Source organism: Sporosarcina sp. P19 (assembly GCF_002743165.1).
GTDB classification, from domain to species: domain Bacteria; phylum Bacillota; class Bacilli; order Bacillales_A; family Planococcaceae; genus Sporosarcina; species Sporosarcina ureae.
On record NZ_PDYR01000001.1, the window covers coordinates 51273 to 77657 of the forward strand.

A 26385-nucleotide genomic window follows, 5' to 3' on the forward strand; every position below is an offset into this window, starting at 1 on the left:
GAATTAAACTAGAGTTGTGTGAGGTTCTGGCACCTTTATAAAACAAAATACCAATAACAAGCAGAAAAGTAGCGGGACGTGCCCAATTCGCAACAGCGAAAATATGATGGTCTAAAATAATAATGGACTGAGTGAATGCGTACGTAACAATCCGCCACGGATTTAATGTACATACTTTTAAGATTTATAAAAAAATTGATAATATGAGAAAAAATCCTGAAAGTCTTACGCATAGATGCCTTTATTTACTCAAAATAAACTTGCGTTCATACAAAATATACTATTTTTGTATGATATAATATCTATATCATTAAATAGGAAGGATTGACTGTATATGAGAAAAATATTATCAGTATTATTAATTCTAATCTTAGTAACTTCATTCTTACCGATTCAAAAAACTGAGGCGACTTCAAATGTATTTACGGATGTAAAGAAAAATCATCCTAATTACGCAGCTATTATGTATTTGGCGGATAAAGGCGTTATTGTAAAGCAAAAGCGTTTCGGCCCTAACGATAAAGTTACTCGCGAAGAAGTAGCAATCATGGTCGCTAAAGCCACTGGTTTAAATGGAAAAAAAACGAAAACCAAATTTAAAGATGTACCAGCTAGTAGATATTCATCAGGATATATTCAATCAGCAGCAAATGCTCGAATCATCAACGGTTATCCAGATGGTACATTCAAACCAACACAGTTTGTCACGCGTGGTCATATGGCAGCTTTTATCGCAAATGCTTTTAAATTGACTGAAGAAGGAAATTTTTATTTTAGCGACGTTGCGAAAGGATCTACATCTTACAATGCCGTACGCAAATTAGCTTTTGCAAATATCACATCTGGTTATCCAGACGGTACGTTTAAACCTAATCAAACATTGACGAGATCACATATTGCAGCATTTATCGCTAGGGCAATGGAACCATCATTTAGACCAGCAGAAAAAGAAATTATAGCTCGTGGAGTATATTTTGGCGCAAGCGTACAACAAATCAAAAAAGGAGAAAATGCACATTTAATAGGAGAAACTACAGATGGACATACCAGCTTTTTACAATATAAAATAGTAAGTGGTCCAGGTTTCTATGACACTACGGTACTTTACGGTTTTGAGAAAGATAAACTAACATCAATAATGTTCGATTATTTTGGAGGTATAGAAGAATACGTTGCATGGGATCGATTGGAAGGGTTTCATTATAATGTTTTAGAAGATATCAAAAGAGATTTAGGAAAACCGGATTACTATAAAAATGATAAATACTCCAAAGTTAGTGCATCGTGGTTTAAGAAAGGATATAGCGTGATATTGAACGCAGATTATTCAAGTGGATATGCATCATTACAATCCGCATATTTTAAAGAATAAGTTAGTGTATGATAACTTTGTGTAAAACAATCATGAGAGTTTCATGCACAGGTAACTTAAATTAATGAATATGCAAAAAGAGAAGGAGGCGGTTGGAATGTGGAAGAAATGGATGACAGCGCTACTAATCAGCGTGCTGGCAGTAACAGTTTTGGGACAGGGGGTGCAGGCTGCAAGTTTTAAAGATATGAAAAAATACAAAACCTCTCTATATGTGGAAGTGAATTATCTAGCAGATGAAGGAATTATCAGCGGCTATCCGGATGGTCGTTTCAAGCCGAACGAGCCGATTGCTAAAAAGCATATAGCTGCGATGTTTGTCAAAGCGCTGGAACTGCCGACAGATGATTTGAAAGATCCTGGCTACCGTGACGTACCGAAAAATCATCCATACTATAAAGAAATTGCGGCAGCCTACACGGCAGGATTATTTTCTAAAGCGGATCGGTTCAAACCGGAGTCAAGTATTTCTCGTGCGTTCATGGCACGTCTGATGAGTAAAGCATTTCAATTGAAAGTGCTGGACAAGGGAGATTATCAGCCACCATATACGGATGTAAGAAAAAAATCAGAGTTTTATACTGATATCATGCGTGTTTCGACGAATAACGTAGCAACTGGCTATCCCGATGGTAAATTTAAGCCGAATCACCTAATCACACGGGGACACTTTGCAGCCTTCCTCACTCGGGCGATGACTGTGAAACAAATGAATATAATGCCAAACAGCGATTATACGTATTACTATACAGACAGCGAAAGTATGTATCGCCATGATCATGAAGGTATCAATGAAGAAAATGGGCTGGATTACTGGAGAATTACAAATGAAACAGAGTATGAAGAGATTCCACGCATCGGATATATGCAAAACAAGTCTCACTACGGGGCAGGTGCTGAAAACTGGACGCACTTTGACACTTATCTTGCACATCCATTTGCTGTGATGCAGACACATAAAGATGACGGCATAGGACCGGCAAATTACGGTGATATCTGGATTAATTCCACAAATGCGGTGAAATCTGTACATGGCGTGAAGTATCATGATGTACTTGTCGTGGAGAACTATTTATGGTGGAACAAAGAAACCATCATCGAATACTACGCCCAAGACATTGGACTCATCCAGAAGACGAACGGAAAAGGCAACGAGCTGTATGGTCTTGTCAAGCGGGTTCGGAACTAACAGACAAAAAGACACGGAGCGCAGAAGCTCTGTAAAAATGGTTTCTGTGTGAGAAACAAACGTGAATGTTTAAACAATCATGAAAGTTTCATGCAAAGGTACTTTTATTTAACGGAAAGTACAGAAAGAATGGCATGTGTATGATCGCAAAAAGTGTAAACGGATGCAGTATGTGCTCTATAAGCGAAGTAGAAAACTTCATAACAAATCCATGTGGTATCGTGATTGGTATATAGGGATGTCTGAAGAATTGAAAACAGCTTATGAATTGAAAGAAGCGTATTGTGAATGGTTTGATTGGGCGAAGACGACAGATGATGTCGTAGAAGTGAAAAGAAGATTAGAAGCGTTTTACCGTAAGTTGGAAGAGGCACAGATACCTGCCTTTCTAAAAGCGATACAAACGTTGAAGAACTGGCGAGTCAAGATATTGAATAGTTTCGCTTTCAACTATTCCAATGGGTTTCTTGAAGGCATTAATAATAAAAAAGTGATGAAACGCAATGCTTGTGACATTAGACGTTTCGATCACTTTGGAGCGAAGATTTTATTAAATATCAAATATAAGGAAATTGGTGTTCATTTAGGATAAGGGGGAGTGAGTCATTTACTCCATCCCAACATTTGATTTAAAACCACTAAATAATGATTTGTCATAGTATTTTGTAGTTTACACTGAAGTCAATCTGATGATTTCATTTACGATAACCCTAGGAGGATAATATGATAATTTCTCGCGAAGTCAATAATGTAAAATTTGTTTTTTCCCAAAGTGAATGTGGATACCAAGAAGTCATTGATGACTTTGAAAATAGTGATTATATTCTTGTTGTGACCTTTAATATTTCTGAGAATGGCGATTATCTAATTAGTAAGTTAAAAAATGTCAGCCCTAATACCGAGGTTAAAATTTTTAGTAATATACCTCAGCGGTTTAAGCAGTATTATCATGAGAATGCAAGAAATCTTGCAAAAAGAAAAATTAGAATTTATATTGATAAACTAAACCCAGAAAGATTTAATTTAAATACAGATACAAGTTTTAGTTTTAGTAATCATTCAAAAATCATACTAACAAATAATAAAGTATACGTAGGATCTGCGAACTTCTCTGATGAATCTAGAAATAATATAGAGAGTGGTTTCATTAGCGACGATGTAGAATTTATAGAATTCATTAAGAAGGATATAGTAGGGTATATGGAAGGGAGTTCGGTGAGTTATTACAATAACAAATTTAGTAGATTAAAAGTAATGTTATCCCTCATTTATTCGAATCTTGAAAGCATTAGACAGGACCTTTATTATGCAACCCATGGTAGTCATGATCATGCAGGTAAGAGCCAAGAGTTTTTTATGGTAGACAATAATATCTCCCTTTATGATATTTCCCCAGTGGATAATCTACTTTATGATCTGGAAGATTTACTAAATGAAGTGCAAATTGAATTTGAGCAATATGAAATAGATGAATTTGATATAGGACAGGTGGTTTCCGACTTGGAGAATATTAGAGACCATTATACTGAAGGTTCCCCAATCAATGAATACATGAAGTTTGATGAAATCAGATATGTCAATGACTATATTGATAAAAACTCAATGATGGCTTTTGATGAATACTTAGAGGGCTATCATGATACTGGTACGGAAAGAGCGGGTGAAATTAAATTAGAATTAGCCGAGTCAGCATCTGAGGATGTGCTATCGTTACTGGAAAATCTAAAGAATTTGAGTTTCAATCTTGAAGAAATCATTAGTCAATTCCCAAGTAGTAATGTAAATAGTAACATTACTAACGTTTAAGATTGTTTTTTCATCCTGTGCCCTTTGAAGTATGGGTGCCTGTGCAAGAAACAAACATGAATGTTTAAACAATCATGAAAGTTCCACGCACAGGTACCTTTCACTAAATTATAAAACTACTGATTTTGCAGATGTGGCAAAGGACATGGACTTAGTATTGGACACTATGGGCGGTGAAATTTTAGAGAAGAGCTTAGATGTTGTGAAGAAAGGCGGTCGACTCGTTTCAATTGCAGGTGAGCCAAATGCAGAGAAAGCGAAAACGAATGGCATTACCGCAGAATCACTGTGGCTGAATCCAAATGGTAAGCAACTCGCAGAACTGGGAGACCTGATGGAAAAAGGAGAAGTCAAATCTCATATTGGTCATACGTTTCCGTTAACAGAAAAGGGATTGCATGAAGCACATGATCTAAGTGCAACGCATCATGCAAAAGGTAAAATTGTGATTACAATTCAATAAGTTAATAGCTAGCCTGTACAGGTATAACTTCAATACGATCCTTCTTCGTGTTAAAGTTATAGGCTGTACAGGTTTTTTCTAGTTAAGTAAAATCTCGTGTTATAATTACCATAATCAAACAAATTAAAAAATCAGAAAGCGGGCGATTCTTCTGTTTACGATCAAAAATTTTGAAGACAATGAGAATGTAAAAGTCAGGGAGGAGCTAGGTCCTTTTAAAGTCGTAGAGTTTCAAAGAGAATTAAGTATCGGCCATGCTACGGCCCAATCGGCATATTATGCTTCTGAAATGAATGTAAGAAGAAGACAGCTAGTTTGCGATGTCAGTCAGTCGAACATTACGATTCAGGCAGGGGCGATGCAATGGATGGCCGGAGATGTGAAAGCGACGACTGGGCTTAAGGGTGTAGGAGACTTTATTGGAAAAACGATTAGGGGAAAAATGACCAAAGAATCGAGCATCAAACCTGAGTACACGGGAACGGGTACACTTGTTTTAGAACCAACGTACAAGCATATTTTGCTGCTGGATGTAGACGAGTGGGATCAGTCACTCGTTATTGAAGACGGACTCTTTTTAGCTTGTGATTCAGGATTAAAACATAAGGCTGTGATGCGCTCAAATCTTTCTTCTGCTGCACTCGGTGGGGAAGGTCTTTTCAATCTGGGACTTACCGGTAAAGGAACGATTGCACTGGAATCTTCCGTAGCGAGAGAGGAACTTATAGAAGTCGAGTTAGAAAATGATGAGTTGAAAATCGATGGGAATATGGCGATTGCTTGGTCAGGCGGTTTAGAATTTACTGTCGAACGGTCTGGAAAAACACTTATGGGTTCGGCGGCTTCAGGCGAAGGATTGGTAAATGTCTACTGCGGAACAGGAAAAGTATTAATGGCACCGTTCCTTCAATAATTGGGTATTTAATTTACATTACCTATCCGTATTCGAAAAAGCGTGAATGTGTAAACGATCATGAAAATTTCAAGTACAGGTATTTTTATTAAGATATTACCCAGAAGCCCAACTTCTGAGTAATATCTTTTTTACATACATTCGTACCAAAATCCCCCAAAAGACAAAATCCGCAACTTTCAAACACCCCCATCGTCAATACTATGCTATATTCAACAAATAAAACTCCGCAGTAATAAAGAAGGTGAATCCTATATGAAAAGATCCGAATATAAAGAACTACAGCGTAAAAAAACGCCAATAAAGAAAATCAGCCTGAAGAAAAAGATCATCCGTTTCGCAATCATCGGTGTACTGCTTGCCGTCCTTTCCGTGCTACTCGTGCTGAATATTTTCATCACATTCAGCGATGTAAGTAAACTCGAAGAACCGGCACCCAGATCAACGGTTATTTACGATCCGGACGGAGAAGTCATCCGTAAGGTTTCGAATTCGACTATTGAAGGTGTATTGATCGATCAGATTCCGGATACGCTGGTCGAAGCCGTCGTGTCCGTGGAGGATCAACGGTTCTACAAACATCACGGCATTAATTATTTTAGGATGGGGCGCGCCTTGCTCGAGAATGCGTTCAAAGGCAAAATCGTGGCAGGAGGCAGTACGGTTACGCAACAGCTTGCGAAAAATGTATTTTTGACGCAGGAGCGTACGTACTCGCGTAAATTCAAAGAACTGATCCTCGCAAAGAAGATTGAACGAGTGTATTCGAAAGAGCAGATCATGGAACGTTACCTGAACCAAATTTATTTCGGCGACGGAGCGTGGGGTGTTCAACGTGCGGCGCAGACCTATTTCGGTAAGGATGTCAGTGAGTTGACGTTAAGCGAATCTGCGACAATCGCAGGCCTTATTAAAGCACCGTCGCATTTAGCGCCTACGGAAAACATGGAAAAGTCGGTGAACCGACGGAATCTGGTGTTGTTGCTGATGCTGCGTGAACAGTATATTAGTCAGCAAGAATACGATGAAGCGATTGGACAGAAAGTGGTACTGGGCGAATCGACAGTGCCGGATTATGAAGAGAAGTATCCGTATTATATCGACCGTGTAGTGGATGAGGCGGTGAATATGTACGGTTTGACGAGAGATGAAGTGTTGTCCGGCGGGTTGCATATTACGACAGAAATCAATCCGGTGGTCCAGAATGCGCTGGAAGAAGTGTATGCGGATGATAGCTATTTTCCGAAGAGCACTCCAGATCAACTCTTGCAGAGCGCCTCTGTTTTCGTGAATCCTAAAACAGGCGGGATCTTGGCGTTAGTCGGTGGGAGAGGAGAATATACGCAGAAACGTTTCAATAATGCGACTGACCTCATCCGTCAGCCTGGATCTGCGTTAAAACCGCTTGCGGTCTATACTCCGGCACTTGAGAAAGGGTACCATATGTCGGATTTGCTAGTGGATGAACCGATCGATATGGATGGATACTCTCCGAAAAACTTTGATCAGCAGTATAGAGGGGAAGTAAGCATGTATGAGGCGCTCGCCCAATCGTATAATATCCCTCCCGTCTGGCTGTTGGATCAGATTGGCATCGAAGACGGCGTCAGTGCAACGAAACGGTTTGGGATTTCATTGGAGAAAAATGACCGTGTACTTGGATTAGCCTTAGGAGGATTGGTCAAAGGTACATCTCCTTTGCGGATGGCCCAAGCGTTTTCCGCTTTTGCGAATGATGGCGTGATGGAGGAAGCCCATGCGATTACAGAGATTAAAGATTCGGAAGGAAAAGTGCTCGGAAAGTGGCAAGGTGAGTCTGTACAGGTGACAGATGCGGAAGTTGCCCAGCAAATGACCTATATGCTGCAAGGGGCTGTAAAGGAAGGGACTGCCAAAAAAGCACAAATTTCCGGCGTGGACGTGGCGGGGAAGACAGGCACCACACAGCTCCCGTTTGAAGGAGTGGACGGTTCAAAAGATCATTGGTTCGTTGGCTATACACCGGATATTGCCGGTGCAGTCTGGCTCGGATATGATCAAACAGACGCCGACCATTATTTAACATCTACCAGCAGCTTTACCGCACCGCCCATTTTCGCGCAAGTTGTTTCAAAATCAGCCAGCGAATTAACTGCAAAGGAATTTGATTTATCGTTAATTGATGAAGAAATAAAAGAGCTTACGAAGCAGAAGAAAAAGACAAAGGAAGAAAGAGAAAAGAAAGAGAAGAAAGAAAAGAAGGACAAGAAGAAAAAAGAGTTTTGGGAGAAGGTTGAAGAGTGGGGCCGGGAATGGTTTAATTAGGATAGCTGTGTGAGAAACAAACGATGCATATCACGATTAAAAGTTGATTTCGGCTTCATGATTTTATTGAATGCAAAAACAAATAAATGGCTCGAAAAGAAGATTGGAAATCCGATCTTCTTTTTAGCGTGAAAAATGATAATCGCTTAGAAATGAATCATGAAGGGACGAATTATTATAAAAAAGACATTTGCTTACGAAAATGAACTACCAACTTTACCCATACCGCCATTAACGAATACAAAAGAGAAACTTCTTGAATGGGTTGAACCTCTTGTAAACGATCAACAACTTGAAGAAACTACGAAGGCTGTTAATCATTTCTTTAAAGTGGATGGAGACGCAGAAAAACTTCAAAAAAAATTGTACGAATTGGATGTCAAAATCGAAGGTAGTTGGCTAAAGCCTTTATGGGATGATATGTATTTGAAATTCCGTGATCCTTTGCCAACGGGCATGCATTTCAATATTTTATTGGATAATAAAAAGCATGAAAATCGTTATACGCGTGCGGAACTTGCCGGAAAGGTAAGCCGTTTAGTCACGGAATTCTATCATTTAATAATTGATGGCGAAGTAGCGGCCGTCGTAAAAAATGGTGTGCCCCAAGATATGAGTCAGTATAAGAAGTTTTTTAAGTCCGTTCGCATTCCAAAAGTAGAAAGAGATGAATTTAGACTAGCGGCATTCGAGAAAAGAAATAACCATGTCATGATTTTATATAAAAGAAATATGTATAAAGTGAACGTAACAAATAGTGAAGGTGAGATGTATCATAGCCGTGAAATCGCAAACGCAATTGAAAGAACCTTTCAAGAAGAGCAAAGTGAAGGCGCCAACGTAGGAATTTTTACAACTGCGAAAAGAGACGAAGCTGCGAAGATATATAATCAACTCATCGTATCTAAAGTGAATGCGGATCATCTACAAGCGATAGCGGATTCGCTAATTGTCCTGTCTATGGATGAAGAAAGTAGTAATTCCGAAGAAGCGATTGAGAACTTAATGTTAAATGGAACGAACAAATACTTTGATAAAACCATCCAAGTAATCCTTACTAAAAAAGGTGAATTGGGTTATAGCATCGAGCATTCTTCGGTTGATGGTACGACGATATTTGCTGTCATTAGCTATGTAAATGAAGGCCTGGAAAGTGAAGAGCCTGAAACCATATATACGACTGAATCCACTCTAATGGAAAAACAACAATGGGAATTATCCGCGGAAATTGAGAAGTCATTAATGAGATGCGAAAAAGATCATGCAAGAGTCAAAAAAGAGTTTTCTATTAAAACGACAACCTTCAATAGCTTTGGTTCAGATGAAATCAAAAAAATGGATATTAGTCCGGACGCTTTTTTCCATATGGCCTTACAGATTGCACAGTACAGAACGTTTGGCGTATTTAGAAGTGTTTATGAACCCGTTTCAGTCCGCGCATTTTATGAGGGAAGAACAGAATGTGCGAGAGCGACCAGTATGGAGAAGCTACATTTGGTGAAAGCGCTAGAAAACGGGGAAGAGAGTCATGAAGTGTTGTATGCCTTAATGCAAAAGGCGAGCGCGGCTCATACAGATCGAATCATAAGGTGCCGTAAAGGATTCGGTGTTGAAAGGCATATGTACGGCCTGGAGCAAATGTATAAGTTGCACGGGGGAGACATCGGTATGACGGATACACCTGCACTCTTTAGCGACACTGGCTATCTGACAATGCGTCATGATTTTATTTCGACAAGTGGTATGGCTTATGACAATGTAAAGTATCGGATATTCGGCCCAGTCGTTGAAGGCGGTTTTGGGCTCGCTTATATTTTATTAGATCAAACGATTTCTATTAATATCTCCTCCAGTGCGGATGAAGCAGATCATGCGCAGAAGTTAACAAATCATTTGGTAGATGCATTTTTAGAATTAAGACAGATTGCGAACCGTATTCTTTAAATACTTGACTGCCTCTACAAAAACTCCGTTGGTTTATATAAACTATCGGAGTTTTTGTGTTGCATTTTTCTTTAAAGAAACTTTGAAACTATTCCAAGATTTCCGCGTCTGTAAGGTGCTTCAATGAAGAAGAATTCGGCAGACAAGGGAAAGGGAGAGAACAAATGAAAAAGAAATTATCTATCCTATTTGGTGCACTTGTACTTGCGTGCAGCTTACCATTATCCGGAACAGCCGCAAGCGAGCAGCGGTTTTCGGATGTACCGGATACAAAGCACTTTGCGGAGGCTGTGAATGATTTTGCAGCGCGTGCTATTATCGGAGGCTACCCCGACGGTACGTTCAAGCCAAGTAACTCGATCACGCGGGGACAGGCGGCTGCAATTATTGCGAAGCTGTTGAAACTAGATACGAAGAACGTCAAAAATCCCGGTTTTAAGGACGTGAAGACAGCTAATGGCTACTACAAGGCAATCGCGGCATTAGCGCAAGCGAATATAATTGGCGGCTATCCAGACGGTAGTTACGCTCCCAATGATCCGATTACCCGTGAACAGATGGCTTCCATTTTAGTAAAAGCATTTGACTTACCGCGTTATGATTATCAACAGATGGATAATCCATTCATTGATTCAAAAAATCCGTCTCATGAGAAAAATATTTTGATTCTTTACAAGCTCGGCATCACGACAGGCACTACGCCGACGACATACAGCCCGAAAAATCCGATCACTAGAGGGCAGGCAGCTAAAATGATGAAAGCTACTGAAGAAGTTAACGTCCCGATGGTTACGGTCAAAGCAGAAGATTTTGGGTGGGAGCGTATTGCCTGGGTCAACTCGAGTGAGATGAACTCTGGCGTTTTCCAAGCTATACGTCTACAAGGCAAGGATACACCAAACGGCTATACCGGTGATCGTGTTCAATTGATTCCGATGAAGGAAGGCAAGGGAGCGATCAGTTTTAGAAGCAACTATCGTGAGGGTACGGAAAGGTATAAAAAGTATTATGTGCATGTTCAAGAAGTCGATGGGGAATTGAAGTTGACTTTGGAAGAAACGACGGATTATTTAGCGACAGATGCAAGAATGCCTTTCAGTGCAAATGAGATTCAACGTATTTCCCTGACGACAATGGACGGGAAAAAGTTGTCTGATGATGTAGAGCTTGTGACATGCGAAGGTCTCTATGGAGGAACTTGTATCAAGATGGACGAGGCAGGTCAATATATTATGACTGTTCATTTGAAGAATGGAGAGAAAGAACGTCATGGAATTGAAGTGAAACCGAAGGGTACATTTTATTATAAAGTGGAGACGTTAAAAGAGCAGCATGTGTCGACATATGACCGCGGAACATTTGATATAGGAAAGCATACAATCTTGACGGAAAACTATGAACAGTTGGCTACGATTACTCGAGATCCGGGGACGAATCATTTTACTGCCCGACTTACGGGTGACAAAGCTGGAATAGTTAGGATTGAATTCGAACGTGGGGAACGTTCTGAATTATATCAAGAAACAGGTCTTTACATTAGTATTCGTAAACTAGGTTCCATCATGAATATTGAAATACACGGAGACGGTTATGTTACAGATATTTGATAGATTGCTGTGCTTGAACTGGATTAAACAAAACAGATACTGTGTCCGCTTTATGTGGGTGCAGTATCTGTTTTGTTTTTTAGGTTTATTTTACTTTTGACAGAGCAGGTACCATAGGATTCTATGGGCTAGCTACTCTATTTTCAGCGTCTCATGCAGAAACTCGGAATTAACTCGGTAGGACTTGGGTCGCAACTGATGCAATTCAGCAATGCCTTCCTCTACCAACATATCCATGATCTGATTCACCTTATAACGTGAGAGATCAGATACTTCCATTAGTTGTGTCACCTGAATATCCTCAATCGCGTTAAATACTGTCAATACGAGTAGGTGGAGAAGAATGGAACGTTCATCGGGACTTGACTGCCACTTACCACTGAATAAAAAGTCATGTATTCTCGATAATTTTACTTCATTAATTATCAAGTCTTCTATTACATTTTCCTGGCCTGCAATCAGCAGTTCCAGCATATCTTTCAAATAAAACGTCAACTCGCCCCGGTTCATGGGAGAAGGTACTTGCTCCAGTGCCTTGTAGTATTTTATTTTATCTTTATTGATAGTGTATGAGAACGTCACTGCGGAATAACGCTCCAGATACTTTGCTAGGTAACTGCCGACCAACAGTCTGCCCGTGCGCCCATTTCCATCATAGAACGGATGAATGTACTCATAAACGTAGTGTGCAATTAAATACCGGAAGAGTTCGGGATGGGTACTGTCTTGTAAAAACTGTATGAGCTGATACAGTGCCTTTTCAATTTGGTCTTCTGTCTGCAGTCCGATGTGTGTCACTCTTGCGCCGTCTGTCACCTCAACTCCTTCTATCCGGAACAATCGACCGTCGGGGGCATGCTGACCGGCAATTTCATCTGCGACTAATTCGTCATATAGTTTCCTGAAGTCATCCAAACTGTGAAAGGGACCGATGTCTTCAATATGCAGATAAGTTTTCATCATGCCAGTGAAGCGTTTCTTTTTCGGGTCAGGCTCATCCAATCGCTTCAGCACACCGCTCAGTTCCTGTTTCGTACTGCGCACACCCTCGATTTCATTATTACTTTGCGCATCATTGATGATTAAACGACGGAAATACGGCTCTGCTGCGAACTGTGGTAATTTCCCGATTAACGACTGAATAGTTCCGCTGTTAAGCAACACTTTGTTACTTAATTTAATAAGTTCAGGTGTCATGACATAGAAAAGTTCAAATTGCTCCTTATCAAGTCTTCCTTTCCTAAAGGACTGAATCTGCAAGAGTGTATGCATACTGCCGTAGCTATTGATACGTTTAGCGTATTCTTTCTCAAATTGCGCTCCATCTAACTTATAAAATAACTTCGTGAGTTTTTCATAATCCATCGAATCACCTTCCCTTATTTAAAATATGCGTTACTTTTTAAATTAGTATACATAGAAATCCATAGTAAAACAAGAAATTGATAAAATTGACGAATTATTTTTAAAAGAGTTACCAGGTCCCTACGCAATTTTGTATTCCACTATCAAGGACTAAACAATTTTCCTTCATTATCGTGCCAAGAACAAAATCTGGTACCTATGTGAGGAACAATATTGAAAGTTTCACGCATGTACCTTTAATTGATATCTGCTTATATCGCATTCATGGTAGTATAAACCATTACGCGGTAATAAGGAGTGATTGAATGTGCAGATAATCGAATATATTCAGGGGCCGTGGAGGGCAGTGGCACTGCTTATTATCACTTTGGTCCCTTTTTTTCGCATTGCGCTCAATTCGTATAATATGAGGCCTATTGAAAAATTACGTTTAACGGTGAGTGAGCAGTTCACCGTGTATTTCGCTCAATGGGTGATTCTGTCCGCTTTGACTGGCACGGCCCTGTTCATGCTAGTGTTTGGCGGGGTGAGTGGGATGAACGAAGAAGGGAACGATCCGCTTTCAGGGGTGTCCTGGGAACTGTTGGCCGGGCAGTCGTATACTCTTGCGGGGATCTTTGTGTTTTTACTGCTGTTCATTGTCTATGGCTTCTTTTCCATGGTGAGTGTGAAGACATCCTTTCATATAGTGGATGAAGAGCCGCTAGAGATTGTGAAGAAAGTGAATAAGCATACATTCCTGTTGCAGGCGAAGGACGGTCGGTACTTATTTTATTCGGAAGAGCGGCTGCATCATGTGAAGTTCTATGAAGAGCTGTGTGATCCGCCGAAGAATATGTCGTTGCTCACACGGTTGTATGGCTGGAAGATCCCATGGTTCGTGATCACAGTTGTTTTGTTGGCAGCAGGAGCTGTATTCGGGTTCTTCAACTGGATTAGCGTAGCCGGATGGCTGATCGCCATCGCGGTGTTCGGGTTGCTAGTGCTCGGTGCCATTGTGAAAAACTATGAGGATATTCAGAGATTGAGTATTAATTAACTGGTAAAGAATTGTTCGTGAGATGTCTAGTCCAGAAGTAAATCGTACGGAACTCTGAAACGAACGAACTTCGTGTTCAGACCTACTACCTTAATTGTACTTTTATTTAAAACGGCGTATCACTATTACATAAATAATCGATTGGTGTAAGGAGGAAGGAATGTTTTCAAATTACTTCGTAAAAGTATTGTTCTTGATTCTGATCGTGTTTTCGTACCCGCTTTCCCAGATGTTAAAATTTTCATTTGCGGTGAGTCTGGTTATAGTATTTTTACTGGTCGTTTATGTCTGGTTAAAAAGACGATTGAAAACAGATATTCAGCATGATCTTGTCGAAAGACTAGGCATAAAAGTGCTACTGCCTTGGATTGAATTAATTAGTGTCATGCTTGTTATTTATATGTTGCTGGAGGCATTGATCAATTTTGAAGTCCACTCTTCCAAAGGGGTAATTATTTCAATTTGCTGGGCTCTTCCGCTAATGAGTTTGTATGTAGTCATCAGGAATATAGTGACGATTATTTCAGAGGCTAAAAGGTTTAGCGGCAGTGACAGCCTGTTGAATAAAATCATGTTTGTGTCGATACTGTTCATTGCGATGCTCATTACATTAGTGGGTCCTAGCATGGTGTTCGGGATTGGATACGATTTGTTTTTCAAAAGTGTATTGGATATCGAGATCGGGAGCAGATTTGAATCGTTTTATTTAAGTCTACTGTTGACAAACACTTTGCCTGTCAGTGATGCCGGGTATTCCAAACTAATTAGCTTGGTAAATCAACACACGACGTTATCATACTTCCATACCTTTCAGCTATTTTTCACCAAGCTGGTAGACGGCATTTTGCTCGTTGCGATCTTCAATCTGCTGAGCGGAGTTTTGAAGATTGCGAGAGTTTGAAGAAGGTACCAATCCAATTTTCATGCCATTCAGTTCGCTGTCATCAGGAAGTAGTGAAGAGACATAGAGCTGTTTGAAACACATTATATGGGGTGCTAGATTCTACGGAATACTTCCCACTACGTGCCAGAAGTGTCGATCAATGAACAACAGTCAAGCTCCTATTAATAAATTAAAATGCAGCACCTTCTTGATACAATCCATGTATTCATTTCAAGAGGTGCTTTTTCATGTCTAAAAATATGTCCAAGATTATTCTCCTCTACTTCAATAGTTAATTACCGTATAGTAAATCCTCACCACGATTGAAATCGAGAACAGGTGGAATGTATGGTTCTTTTTCTGGTTTCTTAGTAGTGACTAGCTCATTGACATAGTTTTCGAAGTTTGTTGCGTTAAACAAAGTAGATGGTCTTAGGAACGCATGGAATTTAGGAAGGTTCAACCACTGCTTGGTCTTTAAGTCGATGACGCGGATGAAGTCTTCCTGTGTGTAGCCTTCCTTGATTCGGCCGTTGATGAATTTACGGGTAGCAGCGGACTCCGCTTTAAAATGTTTACCGGTTTTGTCATTCAAGTACTGTATCACAGAATGTGCGACGTCGAGATTCTTCTCGACAATGGTTTTATTATTGTTCTTCTTAAGTTCTTTGGTTATAGGCCGTCCCATAGTGGGATACGCCGTCGTCCCAGTGTGGGTTTGCACAGCGTCCAATTGTGAGTTGATTGACGTTTCATGTTGAGCTGGTAGAGTGTCCACTTTTGGGTTGACCGGTATCTCATTTGGCGTATACGAAAATGGCAGCTTTTCATAATCGATTCGGTACCATTTGGTGTTGTCGATTTTCATCTTATTGTGCTTGGAAGTGGAGATCAGATACCCTTTTTGTTCCAAGTCGTACGTAATTCGTTTAATCGTGTTTAGCGACCAAAACGGAAATTCTTCCATCCAGTCGTCGTATGTATTGAACACCCATTTATGACCGTCACGAACGTTTTTTGAAATGTTCAAACGGTAGTGAAGTTGTTGCAAGAATAGCGCAGCGTTCAGTCCTACTTTCATTGCCAATGAAGGTAATAGTGGAATCGGATCTTCATTAATTAATAATTTCATCTGGTGGTCCCCCTCGAGTAAAGTGTTGTAGGAGTATTCATTTAGTGCTCCTCATACTTCATATAGAGAGTATTTCTAAAAAGGATACATGGTTATTAAAAAAAAATGAAAGGACGCATGTTGTATTTCTAATTGGAATTTGCAAAACAACGTAACTTTAATTGAGAAACCTTCTAATCTCGGTGTTTAACTGATAAGATTGAAAAAAATCACTTTGAAGGGTGGGCATTGTATGAGTAAAGAAAACAATATAAATAAGCAAGAATTTACGCTAGCTGAGAAAGCATTTGATTTATTTGTAAATGAAGAAATTGATATTTCATTAGAGGATATAACAAGATTAATAGAACTTGCACCCAACGTAAAAGATATGTTTTCAAAAGCAGTGGATGCGAATTTTGGTTCATCAAAAGACATGTTTGATTTATTAAGGAATATTATTGAAATTTATAAAGATGAATTGAAAAGAGAAGATCTCAGTCAAGAACAAAGAGAAAAAATTTACGATAGAATAGATCAGCATGCTAAGGATGCACATCAACATGATGATAATAATAAAAAGTTTATCAATGGATTAACAGGCGTAGTTTTAACAGCAGTAGTCGGTACGGCTATAAAATTTGGACCGCAGATTATTAGATCTGTGATTAAGAAGTAAACTAATGAAATAGAAATAAGTTACCTGTGTAAGAAACAAACACGAAAGAATCCTACATGCATACCTTTTATAAATTTCACATTAATATTATGCATACCATAAACTTTTGGACTTTGAAAACAAGCAAAAGGAGTGCAATATAAATGAATGAAAATCACCAATACAGTAAACAATTCACTCCGCAACAAGCAAAAACAATTGTCGATCAACTGTTCATTCAAGCGGAGCGACAAGACGATGAAGCGCTCGGGAAAATTACGCGGTCGTTGCTCGCTGCGGATGAAACGTACCCGCAGACGATCCACATCGTCTTCGAGCGTGCGTTTGCGGGAGCCCTACGACATGCATTTCGCAAAGAGCCCTTAAAGTCAACGGAGCAAATCATATCGATATCTGACATCCTGTCTATCGGTCCGGTGGAATCTCTCCATACAGATGAAGGAATCAAGAACCGATTTTGTTGGCTTCAAGAACATCTCCGGGCTGACATCCAAGAACAAGAGAAAGAATTCCGAAGTGCGGTACAGGACATCAAAAGCATCCTTCCACACTTACCAATCATTTTCTGGGCTGGTAACAACGCAGCAGAACAAACTGGCCTACGATTTGCCACCTATCTCTTGTGCGGTCAGCCAAATGAAATTAGTGAAATCAACAGTACCAAAGCATATGAATCCCTGTACAGAACCGCAGAGCATAGCGAGGAGATTCACATACTGCGTTCCAGTGAACTGTCACCTGAACAGTTGCTCGAATTTTACGCGCATTATGAACCGTGGAATTGGAACCCAGCTCGACGTGCAGCAATCGAACAGGAAGGCGAATCACTTTTGTATGATGGGTCTTACTTGCGAACTTGAGAATTCGACGAACTGTGGAGCTCAAATGAAGATCGCCACGACACGTTTATCATGAATTGTGCACGTCAGTTACAATCCGTGTATCCTGGCGAATATTACAACGTATTGCGTCTCATTGGACAAGTATATGGCGAACTTGAACAGTATACGGGTGATCCGTGGATTGAATACCGCGTGAAGGAACTGATCCGGCACGGGGGGCTCGCGACCAGAGGGGATATTGATGACTGGCGGAAATATGAGATACGAGTAATAGAGTAGAAGAATATTATTCCTAATATTAAAATTAGGTGTGAGAAACAATCGTGAATTTTTAAACAATCAAGAAAGCATCATCCCAAGGTACCTTTGTTTGTTGTACAGATGACCGTTAGACTATGCCTATGCGGTAACAGCAACTGAAAAAACGGAGTCGGAACTTTGTGTCCACCTCCGTTTTTTACTATTTACAGTACTTTGATTCAATGGATACATATTTTATTTCTCAAACTCGATTTCATGCTTTTTAATCTTATAGTTTAAATTCTGTCTGGATATTCCAAGCTGATCAGCCGAATTGGTTAAGTGGTAATTGCAGCGTTTTAATGTATTTTCGATAATTTGCCTTTCATATTGTTCGACTGTTTCTACCAAATTAATTTTAGGGTTGTAAGATGCTGTTGTAATACCGTCTATCCGAGCATCTACCGTTTGTAAGTATTCTGGTAGGTGTTTTATTTCAAATTCAGATTCGTCAGGAAAGCGATTAATCATCCACTCAATCATATGTTTCAATTGTCTCAAATTACCGGGAAAATGATAATTTTTCAAGAAGGTGACAGCTTCCGATGCAAATGAGCGCCTTATATTACTGTTATTACCTCCAAATATTTTAAGAAAGTACTCTGCGTACTGCATGATTGATGTCTGCTGGTCCTGTAAGGAAGGAAGGTGAAATGAGATTGAGCTGAGTTCGTAGAAGAGGCTTTCGTTCAATCGCTGTTCCTGAATGGCCTCCCAGGGCTTTTCATTCAGCAGAGAAATAATTTGTGTGTCTACCTCGATTTCCTCGTCACTCCCATTGCGGATAATCGTGTTGGTTTTAAGCGCATTAAAAAGTCTTTCCTGGATAAATAGCGGCATTAACGTCAGCTTATCTATTATTAATGTGCCTTTATGTGCAAGTTCTAAGAAGCCTGCTTTACTGTTAGAACCAAATAGCATATTGGACAGTGATTGAGGAGAAAGAAGGCCGCAGTTGATCATAAATACAGGCTTACTTAAAAGGTTCTCAGCATAGAAACGAGCTAAAGCATTTTTTCCTGTACCTCGATCACCATAAAATATGAGGTTAGCAGATGGGTTTCCCAGTTGTTTTAACTCCGTGAGTATTGAAGATAGTACTTTAGTGTCTGAAAAGAAACATGAATGCTGCTTTTCTTCATTTATATCATCTTGTGTTACTTCTGTTTGCCGCGCATAAAGAGTTTCGATAAAATCTTCAGTTTTGGAAAAATCTTTTGTAATGAGAATATTTCCGATTTTTTGTTTGCCGATCAGAAGAGGTATATTTCTCTGATAGACACTATATCTCTTTCCACTATTTGAAAAGAATATGTTGCTTGATGCGATTTCCTTATTGTTAGTGAGTGAGTAAATTGAGGAAGCTTGATTGATTTTATGCGAGAAAACCTCGGCAGCGTATCTCCCCTGAACATCTTTTGTTTCTCTTGAATCCAATTCCCCTTGCTTTTTATTATAAAGAACAATTTTTTGGCTATTATCTATGAAACATATTCCCTCTTCTAATTGGTCTAAGATTATTTCAAACTGACGTAAATACTGCTGATACTTTTGTATTTCCGTATTCTGACGGTTAATAGTTGTAACCTGCCGCAAGATTATAAGAGCTTCTGAATTATTAATCGCGTGTATATTGACTAAAGCTTGGTTTTGTCCAATAGACATATCTATATTCTTCATGTCTATTCTATTCAAGAAGAACTGAGAGATTTTCGTAGAAGGAAGATAATTCTGTATAGATTTGCTAATCAGTTGGCTTTTAGTGGCGCCAGGGAAATAATCTATCGCTGATTGATTAAGTGTTTTAATAAAACCATGGTTATCAATAATTATAATTCCTTCGAAGAGAAAAGGTGCCAATATCCGGGTTGCATTTGTTAAATTGGATTCATTCATTTTTTTCTCCTTTTGTAAAAATATTTTTCTTTCATTGAAATTAATAGGTTTAGAAAATATAATCAATCATATCATAATTTTTAGAATAGAAAAATAATTATAAGAAAAAATTTTTTCGTAAAATATTTTTCTGTTTTGGAATGTAGAATGGAGAGGAGATATGGAATGAAGAAAGTAAACTTAGCTGGAGTAAAAGTAGTGGACGTGCATGCGCACCCATTTACGGAAAATCGAACAACCCAATCACCAGTCGGATTTTTACGGAACCTTTCCTTATCAGTAATTCCGGAGATGTTTTCAGACTTGAGTGAAGTGGAACAACATCAGCCGTATCCAGGATCAAACATGTGGATCCAGAGGCTGTTAAGGGGAATGTCGCGTTATCTTAATTGCGATGAGGAAATTGAAGCGATTGTCCATGCGAGAAATGAACAGTCAAAAGATTTTTCTTCCTACACACAAAAACTTTTCAGGGATGTAAACCTGCAGGGGGCTATCATGGATTTTGGCTATCCGCAACCTCCGATAGACAGAGAGAAGTTCGAGGAATTATGCGATATCAAGGTTTGGGAAATAAGTAGAATAGAGCCTCTTATGGTGGAACTCTCCGAGAATCATCAATTGTTTGACGATTTTATTAACCTTTATAGAAAGCGCTTACAAGAAGACTTGAGCAAAGATCATGTAGTAGGATTAAAAACCATTATTGCTTACCGAAGTGGCTTGGATGTTGAAGACATTGATGAGTTTGCAGCGAAAGAAGAATATGAAACGTTTAAAAACGATACAAGAAGTCCTGTGAAAAGGCTGCGAGACTACTGTTTCCATATTGCGATGGAATGTTGTACTGAAGCAGACAAATTTATGCATATCCATACCGGCATTGGTGATGGAGAAGTTGTACTTCCTAAAGCAAGTCCAAGTTACTTGTTAGATATTTTCCGGCAAAAAAAATATGAAAATACAAAAGTTCATCTTGTACACGGAGGCTATCCATGGATGGAGGAGGCTGCCTTTATAGTCAGTATCCTTCCCAATGTATATATGGATATTTCCCTGCAAAATCCGTTTACGGCACATGGAGTCGAACGGATTATGTCTCAAGTATTTGAATTGGCACCGTTTGATAAGGTCATGTATGGATCAGATGCTTTTACAGTCCCTGAAATGAACTGGATGGGTGTTAAGATTTTTATCGAAAACTTTGAGCGGGTACTGAATTCTTGGGTTGAAAAAGATTACATGGATGTAGAAAAGGCTCAATATATCGGAGAAATGGTTCTCTACAGGAATTTCGAGAAGATTTATAATATCACATTATAAAAAACAATAGGAAAGGGGCAATTTTATGAGTGATCATTTACAGTTGGATCTTCAGCCGAAAAGGACCTTGAAATTCTGGCATATTTGGGCTTTAGGAGTTGGAGCGGTAGTCGGTGACGGGATATTTCTTTTGATGGGTGAAGGAATTGCTGTGGCAGGACCAAGTTCAATTATTTCGTATGGAGTAGCAGGTCTATCACAGTTATTTCTAATTATGGCATTAGTGGAAATGGCGGTTGCCATGCCTAATGCAGGCGCAATGTCACACTGGGTTGAGCGGATTATGGGGAAATCTTGGGGGTTCATTGCAGGAATGACTTTTGCGATCGGCTGGATTATAGCAGGCGGCAGTGTAGGACTAGCGCTTGGAAAAATCACAATGTGGTATTTTCCAAGTTTAACTGCTAATTGGTGGCCGATGGTGTTTGCACTGGTGTTTATTACTATATTTGCTTTGATGAATATAGCGGGTACCATGCTTGCAGCCAGGATACAGCTTTGGCTCGTGTTGGGCCTGGTTGCTATAATGATCGTATTTGCGCTTATTGGTCTTAAAGATGTAAATCTTAGTAATTTCACACCACTAATGCCGCATGGAACTTCCGGATTTTTAAGTGCAATTCCTTTAGGTACATACGCATATTTAGGCGCGCTTACACTTGTTACAGCAGGCGCTGAAGCTATTAATCCTGAACGAGATCTTCCGCGCGGACTAATCTGGTCAAGTCTGACATTCTTATTTATTTATTCTTTTGCCCATTTTGTACTTCAAGGGATCATCCCTTGGCAAAATGTGTCAATTGACAGTTCGCCATTTACAGTAGCGGCAGGTCAAGTTTTTGGTGTCGCAGGTGCATTTATTATGAATACTGCTGCATGGGTAGCCGCAGCAACTACTATTCTCATGGGAACTATTTATGCGACTTCCCGTATTTTTTATTCTCAGGCAAGGGAAGGTATGTTACCTAAATTCATGGGTAAAATACACCCTAAGACTTTCACGCCCATTAATGCAATTCTAGTAATTTGGGCTGCGACTGTTTTATTGATTGTTATCGGTCAATTTAATCCAGATTTAATATATATAGAGTTGTCCAATCAGCTTGTGATTGCCTGGTTGTTTTCATGGGGGATTACATTGGTTGCCAGTGTGATTTACAGAGTACGCTACAAAGACGAAGTAGCAAAGTTATCATGGAGACAACCCTTGTTTCCGTTATTCCCTGTATTAGGGTTTATCGGTATAGTAGTTGTTCTTTATGGATCCTTCGTCAATGATCTTGGGACGTTACTTAGAGGGGCTGCTTGGCTAACTGTGCTGTTTGTTCTATTTAAAATCTTTAATAAAAATGCCTTTCGCGAAAAGAGCGCGGAACCAGTGAAAGGTGATTTGGATTATGAATAACAAATACTATTTGAATCAATTAAAAGATGAAGTAATATCCATTCGAAGAGAACTCCATCAAAATCCCGAGCTGTCTTTCAAAGAGTATCAAACTGCTGAAACAATCAAAAAGATTCTTACCGGATGGGGGATCAACTATAAAGAAATTGGGGAAACAGGGGTGTTTGTTGATATCACCGGCAACCCTTCAGGCAAAACCATAGGCTTGCGTGCTGATATTGATGCACTGCCTATTCAGGAAGAAGCAGATGTTTCTTACCGTTCCCGTAATAATGGAGTAATGCATGCATGCGGTCATGATGGGCATACGGCTATGTTATTAGGTGCAGCTAAACTGCTGCATGAAAAAAAAGATGAACTTCAAGGTACTGTGCGTTGTATTTTCCAGCCTGGTGAAGAATTGGATGGAGCTGCACAGGAGCTCATTGATAAAGGAGTACTTGAAAATCCCTCAGTAGGATGCGTGGTCGGTATGCATTTATGGCCTTACCTACCGTTTGGAACTGTTGGTGTAAAGAGCGGAAGCATGACAGCATCGTGCGACGATTTTAAAATTATTATTAAAGGCAAGGGGGGGCATTGTGCAAGACCCCATCTGGGTATTGATGCTATCAATATCGCAACAAAGTTAGTTCAAGACGTGCAAGAAATTCCATTGAAACACACAAGTCCTACTCAGCCAGCTTTAGTTCATATTGGTAAAATTCAAGGCGGAGAAGCTAATAATGTAATAGCAGATACGGTAGAAATAGAAGGAACGGCAAGATCATTCTCTGCGGCAACGAGACAATTAATCAGAGGAAAAATTGAAGATATTTGTGAAGCTGCAGAAAAACTATGGAACGCAACTATAAAGATAGAATATATTATTGGTGCTCCAGCAATCAATAACTCACTCAGTATGACAGAAGTATTTAAGGCAACTGCTGCTGATTTGTTAGGCGATACTCAAGTCTATGAGTTGGATGAACCTTCGATGGGTGCTGATGACTTCGGATACTTTTCGGAAAAAATACCGTCGCTGTACTTCCGGTTAGGTATCAAAAAAGACAATGAAGAAATATTTGATCTGCATCATCCCAAGTTTCACTTCGACGATACGGTCTTGATTTGCGGGGTTGAATTATATACAAATATTGCCGAAGAATTGCTGAAAAGGAGAGAGTGAAATGACGTCAATTAAACTAACGAGTATGAACTCGAAGCAAGAAGAAGTATTAGATAGAATTGAGCGCGAGAATATCCAATATGTACGTGTAGAATTTTTAGATTACGCAGGGACAATCCGTGCCCGCACTATTCATAAAAGTCAAGTGAGAAGCGCAATGGAAACGGGGGTTAATTTCAGTACTGCGATTATGAATTTCAATATGTTTGATACGATGATTGAAAATGCAAGATATGGAGCAGATGATGGTGATTTCTTTGCTATGCCTGATCCAGACACTTTTGTAATTCTACCGCACAGAAATCAAACAGCGCGTATGTATGCTGATTTAGTAGATGAAGATGGAAACCCTTGGCACGGTTGTCCCAGAAGTGCGTTAAAAAGGCTGTTGAAGGAAGCCAAAGAAGAAACCGGCGGCGAGATTAACATGGTCTACGAACAGGAAGCCTACTTGCTGAAAGAGCGTGACGGGAAACTTGTACCGGCAGATAACAGCTTATGTTTTTCAACAGATGGATTAGATATTCAGGAAGAATTTGTTCAGAAGTTTATTGAAATAATGTATGAGTTTGGGATCGAAACAGAACAGATATCAAGTGAATATGGTCCTGGTCAACTGGAAATCAATACAAAATACGATGAAAGCCTAAAAGCGACTGATAACCAAGTAACTTTCCGTCAGCTATTCAAACATTTAGCTAGGGATATGGGGATGGTGGGGACTTTGGCGCCGAAACCTTTTGAAGAATACGCAGGCAGTGGGTTGCATGTCCATATCAGTATATTTGAAGGAGAACGAAATGTTTTTAAAGAAACTAATGATAGCAGAGGGTTAGAGCTTTCCGATACTGCCTATCACTTTATCGGTGGCATTTTGCACCACGCGAAAGCACTTTCCGCAATAGCGGCGCCTACTATGAATTCATATAAGCGCCTGTTGCCTGGAACTTTTGCTCCTGCGCATGTTTGTTATGGTGTAGGCAACCGTTCTGCTCTCGTCCGTGTTCTTGAACCCCGCCGAGAAAGAAGATTTGAATACAGAGGTGCTGATGGAACATGTAACCCGTATATGTTGTCATCCGCATTGATTGCTGCAGGATTGCATGGCATCCGACAGAAGATGGATCCTGGTCTTCCAATTGAAAAAGATATTGCTTCATTATCTGCTGAAGAATTAATAGCATTAGGCGTAGAAGATGCACCAAGGGATCTAAAGGAAGCTCTTTATTATCTTGAAAAAGATACGATACTAGCAGATAGTATCGGAAGAGATATTTGGGAAGAGTTTATTAAAGTTAAAAAATCTGAATGGAACTATCATTTTTATCAAGTAAATGAATGGGAAAGACAGTTGTTTTCTTCTGTTTATTAACTATTGTCAACGATTCGGAAGGTTGCTCAAGAGTTAAGTTACTTTTTAGAAGGTGGAGATATGTTTGATGAAACCAGAAACTATTATTGAAAGAGAAAAAAAGGTAATTTCAAAAGCACTTAATCTTCGATTCCATCCTATTTCCGTAGAGAGTGCATCTGGAACGAGAATTATTGATACAGAGGGAACATCTTATCTAGATTTGACAGCAGGTTGGGCAGTAGCAAACATCGGTTATAGCCGAGAAGAAGTTGCAAAGGTGATATATGATCAATATAAAAAGCTTTCATTCACTACCCAACTGAGTGCACCAAGTGAAACAATGACTCTGCTGGCAGATGAACTTATCGGTATTTCACCGGGTACATTTGAGAAAAAAGTATGGTTTGGACATTCAGGCTCGGATGCAAATGAATTTATTAGCAAGTTTATACCAGTGGCTGCCGGACGTTCAAAAATGATATCTTTCTTCGGTTCATACCACGGACAAACAATGGGTGCTTCCTCCCTTTCGGGACATGCAGCTCAATCAATGTTTGAGGGAAGAGGCAATGTCGTTAAAATTCCGTACCCAAATGAATTCCGGCCATTCAGCGGAATTAAAGAAAATATCAAAGAACAGGCTATTCACTTTTTACAAGAGGTATTTGCTACAGTATGTCCGCCTGGAGAAACTGCAGGCGTAATTATCGAAGCGATACAGAGTGATGGAGGAATGGTACTGCCACCTGAAGGTTTTTTACAGGCTCTAAGAGAGATATGCGATCAGCATGGAATCTATCTGATCCTAGATGAAGTGAAGGTGGGCCTAGGACGGACTGGAAAATGGTTTGCGTTTGAACACGATAATATTATTCCTGATGCAATTGTGGTCGGTAAATCTCTTGGTGCGGGTGTACCTATAAGTGCGGTTATCGGGCGAAAGGAAATCATGGATGCTGTTGCGGCTGGCCATATGTTCACTGCTAGCGGGAATCCTATTTCAACTGCCGCAGCCATAGAAAATTTAAGTATTATTAAAGAAGAAAATTTAATGAGTAATGCAACAGAGCGCGGAAAGCAGTTTTTGACAGGTCTTGAAGAAATGAAAAAGAAATACAATTTCATTGGAGATGTAAGAGGTAAAGGGTTGGCAATAGGAATTGAAATCGTTGGTTCTAGAAGCACCCAGCCGGATCCGTTAGCGACTGCAGCGATATGTTACCGGGCTTATGAATTGGGTTTACTTCTATATACGGTAGGAATTCACGGGAATGTACTGGAGATCACACCTCCGCTTATAATCAATAAGGATGAAGTACAAGAAGCTCTGAAACTTTTGGAAACTGCTTGTGAAGATATAGCGCAAGGCAATTTTGATTATACCAAATTAGAAGAATACACAGGTTGGGGTTAACATCTTAA

At 39.6% G+C, this 26385-nt stretch carries 22 protein-coding genes and 1 pseudogene; 20 read left to right on the forward strand and 3 right to left on the reverse strand.

Annotation, left to right across the window (positions count from 1 at the left end):
* Positions 1-334: 334 nt before the first annotated feature.
* The 10 genes and pseudogenes from CSV74_RS00275 (at position 335) to CSV74_RS00315 (ending at position 11598) form a co-directional block, all read left to right on the forward strand.
* Positions 335-1372, forward strand: a complete 1038-nt coding sequence (locus tag CSV74_RS00275) for an S-layer homology domain-containing protein (RefSeq protein ID WP_099690156.1) — start codon at positions 335-337, stop codon at positions 1370-1372.
* A gap of 97 nt (positions 1373-1469) precedes the next feature.
* The gene (locus tag CSV74_RS00280; RefSeq protein WP_158231715.1) at positions 1470-2561 is read left to right on the forward strand and encodes an S-layer homology domain-containing protein; all 1092 of its coding nucleotides are present in this window, start codon (positions 1470-1472) and stop codon (positions 2559-2561) included.
* A gap of 124 nt (positions 2562-2685) precedes the next feature.
* Positions 2686-3153 (forward strand): annotated as a pseudogene (locus CSV74_RS00285) (ISL3 family transposase); the annotation flags it as partial.
* A 131-nt stretch (positions 3154-3284) separates the two neighbouring features.
* Complete coding sequence (locus CSV74_RS00290) at positions 3285-4367, forward strand: phospholipase D-like domain-containing protein (RefSeq protein WP_099690159.1); 1083 nt, start codon at positions 3285-3287, stop codon at positions 4365-4367.
* 31 nt (positions 4368-4398) lie between these two features.
* A complete protein-coding gene (locus CSV74_RS00295) occupies positions 4399-4830 on the forward strand; it encodes a zinc-binding dehydrogenase (RefSeq protein ID WP_099690160.1) in 432 nt (143 codons plus the stop codon).
* 289 nt (positions 4831-5119) lie between these two features.
* Positions 5120-5743 carry an AIM24 family protein gene (locus CSV74_RS00300; RefSeq protein WP_233190698.1) on the forward strand — a complete coding sequence of 208 codons (624 nt, stop codon included), beginning with the start codon at positions 5120-5122 and terminating at the stop codon, positions 5741-5743.
* 255 nt (positions 5744-5998) lie between these two features.
* Positions 5999-8047, forward strand: a complete 2049-nt coding sequence (locus CSV74_RS00305; protein ID WP_099690162.1) for a transglycosylase domain-containing protein — start codon at positions 5999-6001, stop codon at positions 8045-8047.
* 9 nt (positions 8048-8056) lie between these two features.
* Complete coding sequence (locus CSV74_RS16975) at positions 8057-8179, forward strand: hypothetical protein (protein ID WP_255408317.1); 123 nt, start codon at positions 8057-8059, stop codon at positions 8177-8179.
* Positions 8180-8206: 27 nt separating this feature from the next.
* The gene (locus tag CSV74_RS00310) at positions 8207-9991 is read left to right on the forward strand and encodes a choline/carnitine O-acyltransferase (RefSeq protein ID WP_099690163.1); all 1785 of its coding nucleotides are present in this window, start codon (positions 8207-8209) and stop codon (positions 9989-9991) included.
* Positions 9992-10155: 164 nt separating this feature from the next.
* Entirely contained in the window at positions 10156-11598 is a 1443-nt protein-coding gene (locus CSV74_RS00315) for an S-layer homology domain-containing protein (RefSeq protein ID WP_099690164.1), read from the forward strand.
* Positions 11599-11730: 132 nt separating this feature from the next.
* On the opposite strand, the gene CSV74_RS00320 is transcribed toward CSV74_RS00315, so the two are convergent.
* Positions 11731-12963, reverse strand: coding sequence for a Fic family protein (locus CSV74_RS00320; protein WP_099690165.1), 1233 nt, complete (start codon positions 12961-12963; stop codon positions 11731-11733).
* A 535-nt stretch (positions 12964-13498) separates the two neighbouring features.
* On the opposite strand from CSV74_RS00320, the gene CSV74_RS00325 reads away from it, so the two are divergent.
* Together CSV74_RS00325 and CSV74_RS00330 are read left to right on the forward strand one after the other, a co-directional pair.
* Entirely contained in the window at positions 13499-14002 is a 504-nt protein-coding gene (locus tag CSV74_RS00325) for a hypothetical protein (RefSeq protein ID WP_158231717.1), read from the forward strand.
* Positions 14003-14162: 160 nt separating this feature from the next.
* Positions 14163-14903, forward strand: a complete 741-nt coding sequence (locus tag CSV74_RS00330) for a hypothetical protein (RefSeq protein ID WP_099690167.1) — start codon at positions 14163-14165, stop codon at positions 14901-14903.
* A gap of 274 nt (positions 14904-15177) precedes the next feature.
* Here the strand turns inward: CSV74_RS00330 and CSV74_RS00335 are convergent, their stop codons facing one another.
* Positions 15178-16017, reverse strand: coding sequence for a conserved phage C-terminal domain-containing protein (locus CSV74_RS00335; protein WP_099690168.1), 840 nt, complete (start codon positions 16015-16017; stop codon positions 15178-15180).
* Between the two features lie 232 nt (positions 16018-16249).
* On the opposite strand from CSV74_RS00335, the gene CSV74_RS00340 reads away from it, so the two are divergent.
* From CSV74_RS00340 to CSV74_RS00350, 3 genes are all read left to right on the forward strand, one after another.
* Positions 16250-16675, forward strand: coding sequence for a hypothetical protein (locus CSV74_RS00340; RefSeq protein ID WP_099690169.1), 426 nt, complete (start codon positions 16250-16252; stop codon positions 16673-16675).
* Between the two features lie 143 nt (positions 16676-16818).
* Positions 16819-17535, forward strand: coding sequence for a DUF1835 domain-containing protein (locus CSV74_RS00345; RefSeq protein WP_099690170.1), 717 nt, complete (start codon positions 16819-16821; stop codon positions 17533-17535).
* 12 nt (positions 17536-17547) lie between these two features.
* A complete protein-coding gene (locus CSV74_RS00350; RefSeq protein ID WP_255408319.1) occupies positions 17548-17796 on the forward strand; it encodes a DUF3658 domain-containing protein in 249 nt (82 codons plus the stop codon).
* 216 nt (positions 17797-18012) lie between these two features.
* On the opposite strand, the gene CSV74_RS00355 is transcribed toward CSV74_RS00350, so the two are convergent.
* Positions 18013-19713 carry a sigma 54-interacting transcriptional regulator gene (locus CSV74_RS00355; protein ID WP_099690172.1) on the reverse strand — a complete coding sequence of 567 codons (1701 nt, stop codon included), beginning with the start codon at positions 19711-19713 and terminating at the stop codon, positions 18013-18015.
* A 165-nt stretch (positions 19714-19878) separates the two neighbouring features.
* Here CSV74_RS00355 and CSV74_RS00360 point away from each other — a divergent pair, with 165 nt between their 5' ends.
* The 5 genes from CSV74_RS00360 to CSV74_RS00380 all read left to right on the forward strand — a co-directional run bounded on the left by CSV74_RS00360 (position 19879) and on the right by CSV74_RS00380 (position 26377).
* Positions 19879-21036 carry an amidohydrolase family protein gene (locus CSV74_RS00360; protein WP_099690173.1) on the forward strand — a complete coding sequence of 386 codons (1158 nt, stop codon included), beginning with the start codon at positions 19879-19881 and terminating at the stop codon, positions 21034-21036.
* A gap of 25 nt (positions 21037-21061) precedes the next feature.
* Positions 21062-22441, forward strand: coding sequence for an APC family permease (locus tag CSV74_RS00365; RefSeq protein WP_099690174.1), 1380 nt, complete (start codon positions 21062-21064; stop codon positions 22439-22441).
* Entirely contained in the window at positions 22434-23609 is a 1176-nt protein-coding gene (locus CSV74_RS00370) for a M20 metallopeptidase family protein (protein WP_099690175.1), read from the forward strand. The genes CSV74_RS00365 and CSV74_RS00370 overlap by 8 nt, the downstream gene beginning before the upstream one ends.
* A 1-nt stretch (position 23610) precedes the next feature.
* A complete protein-coding gene (locus CSV74_RS00375) occupies positions 23611-24981 on the forward strand; it encodes a glutamine synthetase family protein (protein ID WP_233190699.1) in 1371 nt (456 codons plus the stop codon).
* Positions 24982-25048: 67 nt separating this feature from the next.
* Entirely contained in the window at positions 25049-26377 is a 1329-nt protein-coding gene (locus CSV74_RS00380) for an aspartate aminotransferase family protein (RefSeq protein ID WP_099690557.1), read from the forward strand.
* The last annotated feature ends 8 nt before the right edge of the window (positions 26378-26385 follow it).

Coding starts and splice junctions, on each gene's coding strand:
- CSV74_RS00275 (WP_099690156.1), top strand. CDS start 335: ATGAGAAAAATATTATCAGTATTATTAATTCTAATCTTAGTAACTTCA.
- CSV74_RS00280 (WP_158231715.1), top strand. CDS start 1,470: ATGTGGAAGAAATGGATGACAGCGCTACTAATCAGCGTGCTGGCAGTA.
- CSV74_RS00290 (WP_099690159.1), top strand. CDS start 3,285: ATGATAATTTCTCGCGAAGTCAATAATGTAAAATTTGTTTTTTCCCAA.
- CSV74_RS00295 (WP_099690160.1), top strand. CDS start 4,399: ATGGGTGCCTGTGCAAGAAACAAACATGAATGTTTAAACAATCATGAA.
- CSV74_RS00300 (WP_233190698.1), top strand. CDS start 5,120: ATGAATGTAAGAAGAAGACAGCTAGTTTGCGATGTCAGTCAGTCGAAC.
- CSV74_RS00305 (WP_099690162.1), top strand. CDS start 5,999: ATGAAAAGATCCGAATATAAAGAACTACAGCGTAAAAAAACGCCAATA.
- CSV74_RS00310 (WP_099690163.1), top strand. CDS start 8,207: ATGAAGGGACGAATTATTATAAAAAAGACATTTGCTTACGAAAATGAA.
- CSV74_RS00315 (WP_099690164.1), top strand. CDS start 10,156: ATGAAAAAGAAATTATCTATCCTATTTGGTGCACTTGTACTTGCGTGC.
- CSV74_RS00320 (WP_099690165.1), bottom strand. CDS start 12,963: ATGGATTATGAAAAACTCACGAAGTTATTTTATAAGTTAGATGGAGCG.
- CSV74_RS00325 (WP_158231717.1), top strand. CDS start 13,499: ATGAACGAAGAAGGGAACGATCCGCTTTCAGGGGTGTCCTGGGAACTG.
- CSV74_RS00330 (WP_099690167.1), top strand. CDS start 14,163: ATGTTTTCAAATTACTTCGTAAAAGTATTGTTCTTGATTCTGATCGTG.
- CSV74_RS00335 (WP_099690168.1), bottom strand. CDS start 16,017: ATGAAATTATTAATTAATGAAGATCCGATTCCACTATTACCTTCATTG.
- CSV74_RS00340 (WP_099690169.1), top strand. CDS start 16,250: ATGAGTAAAGAAAACAATATAAATAAGCAAGAATTTACGCTAGCTGAG.
- CSV74_RS00345 (WP_099690170.1), top strand. CDS start 16,819: ATGAATGAAAATCACCAATACAGTAAACAATTCACTCCGCAACAAGCA.
- CSV74_RS00355 (WP_099690172.1), bottom strand. CDS start 19,713: ATGAATGAATCCAATTTAACAAATGCAACCCGGATATTGGCACCTTTT.
- CSV74_RS00360 (WP_099690173.1), top strand. CDS start 19,879: ATGAAGAAAGTAAACTTAGCTGGAGTAAAAGTAGTGGACGTGCATGCG.
- CSV74_RS00365 (WP_099690174.1), top strand. CDS start 21,062: ATGAGTGATCATTTACAGTTGGATCTTCAGCCGAAAAGGACCTTGAAA.
- CSV74_RS00370 (WP_099690175.1), top strand. CDS start 22,434: ATGAATAACAAATACTATTTGAATCAATTAAAAGATGAAGTAATATCC.
- CSV74_RS00375 (WP_233190699.1), top strand. CDS start 23,611: ATGACGTCAATTAAACTAACGAGTATGAACTCGAAGCAAGAAGAAGTA.
- CSV74_RS00380 (WP_099690557.1), top strand. CDS start 25,049: ATGAAACCAGAAACTATTATTGAAAGAGAAAAAAAGGTAATTTCAAAA.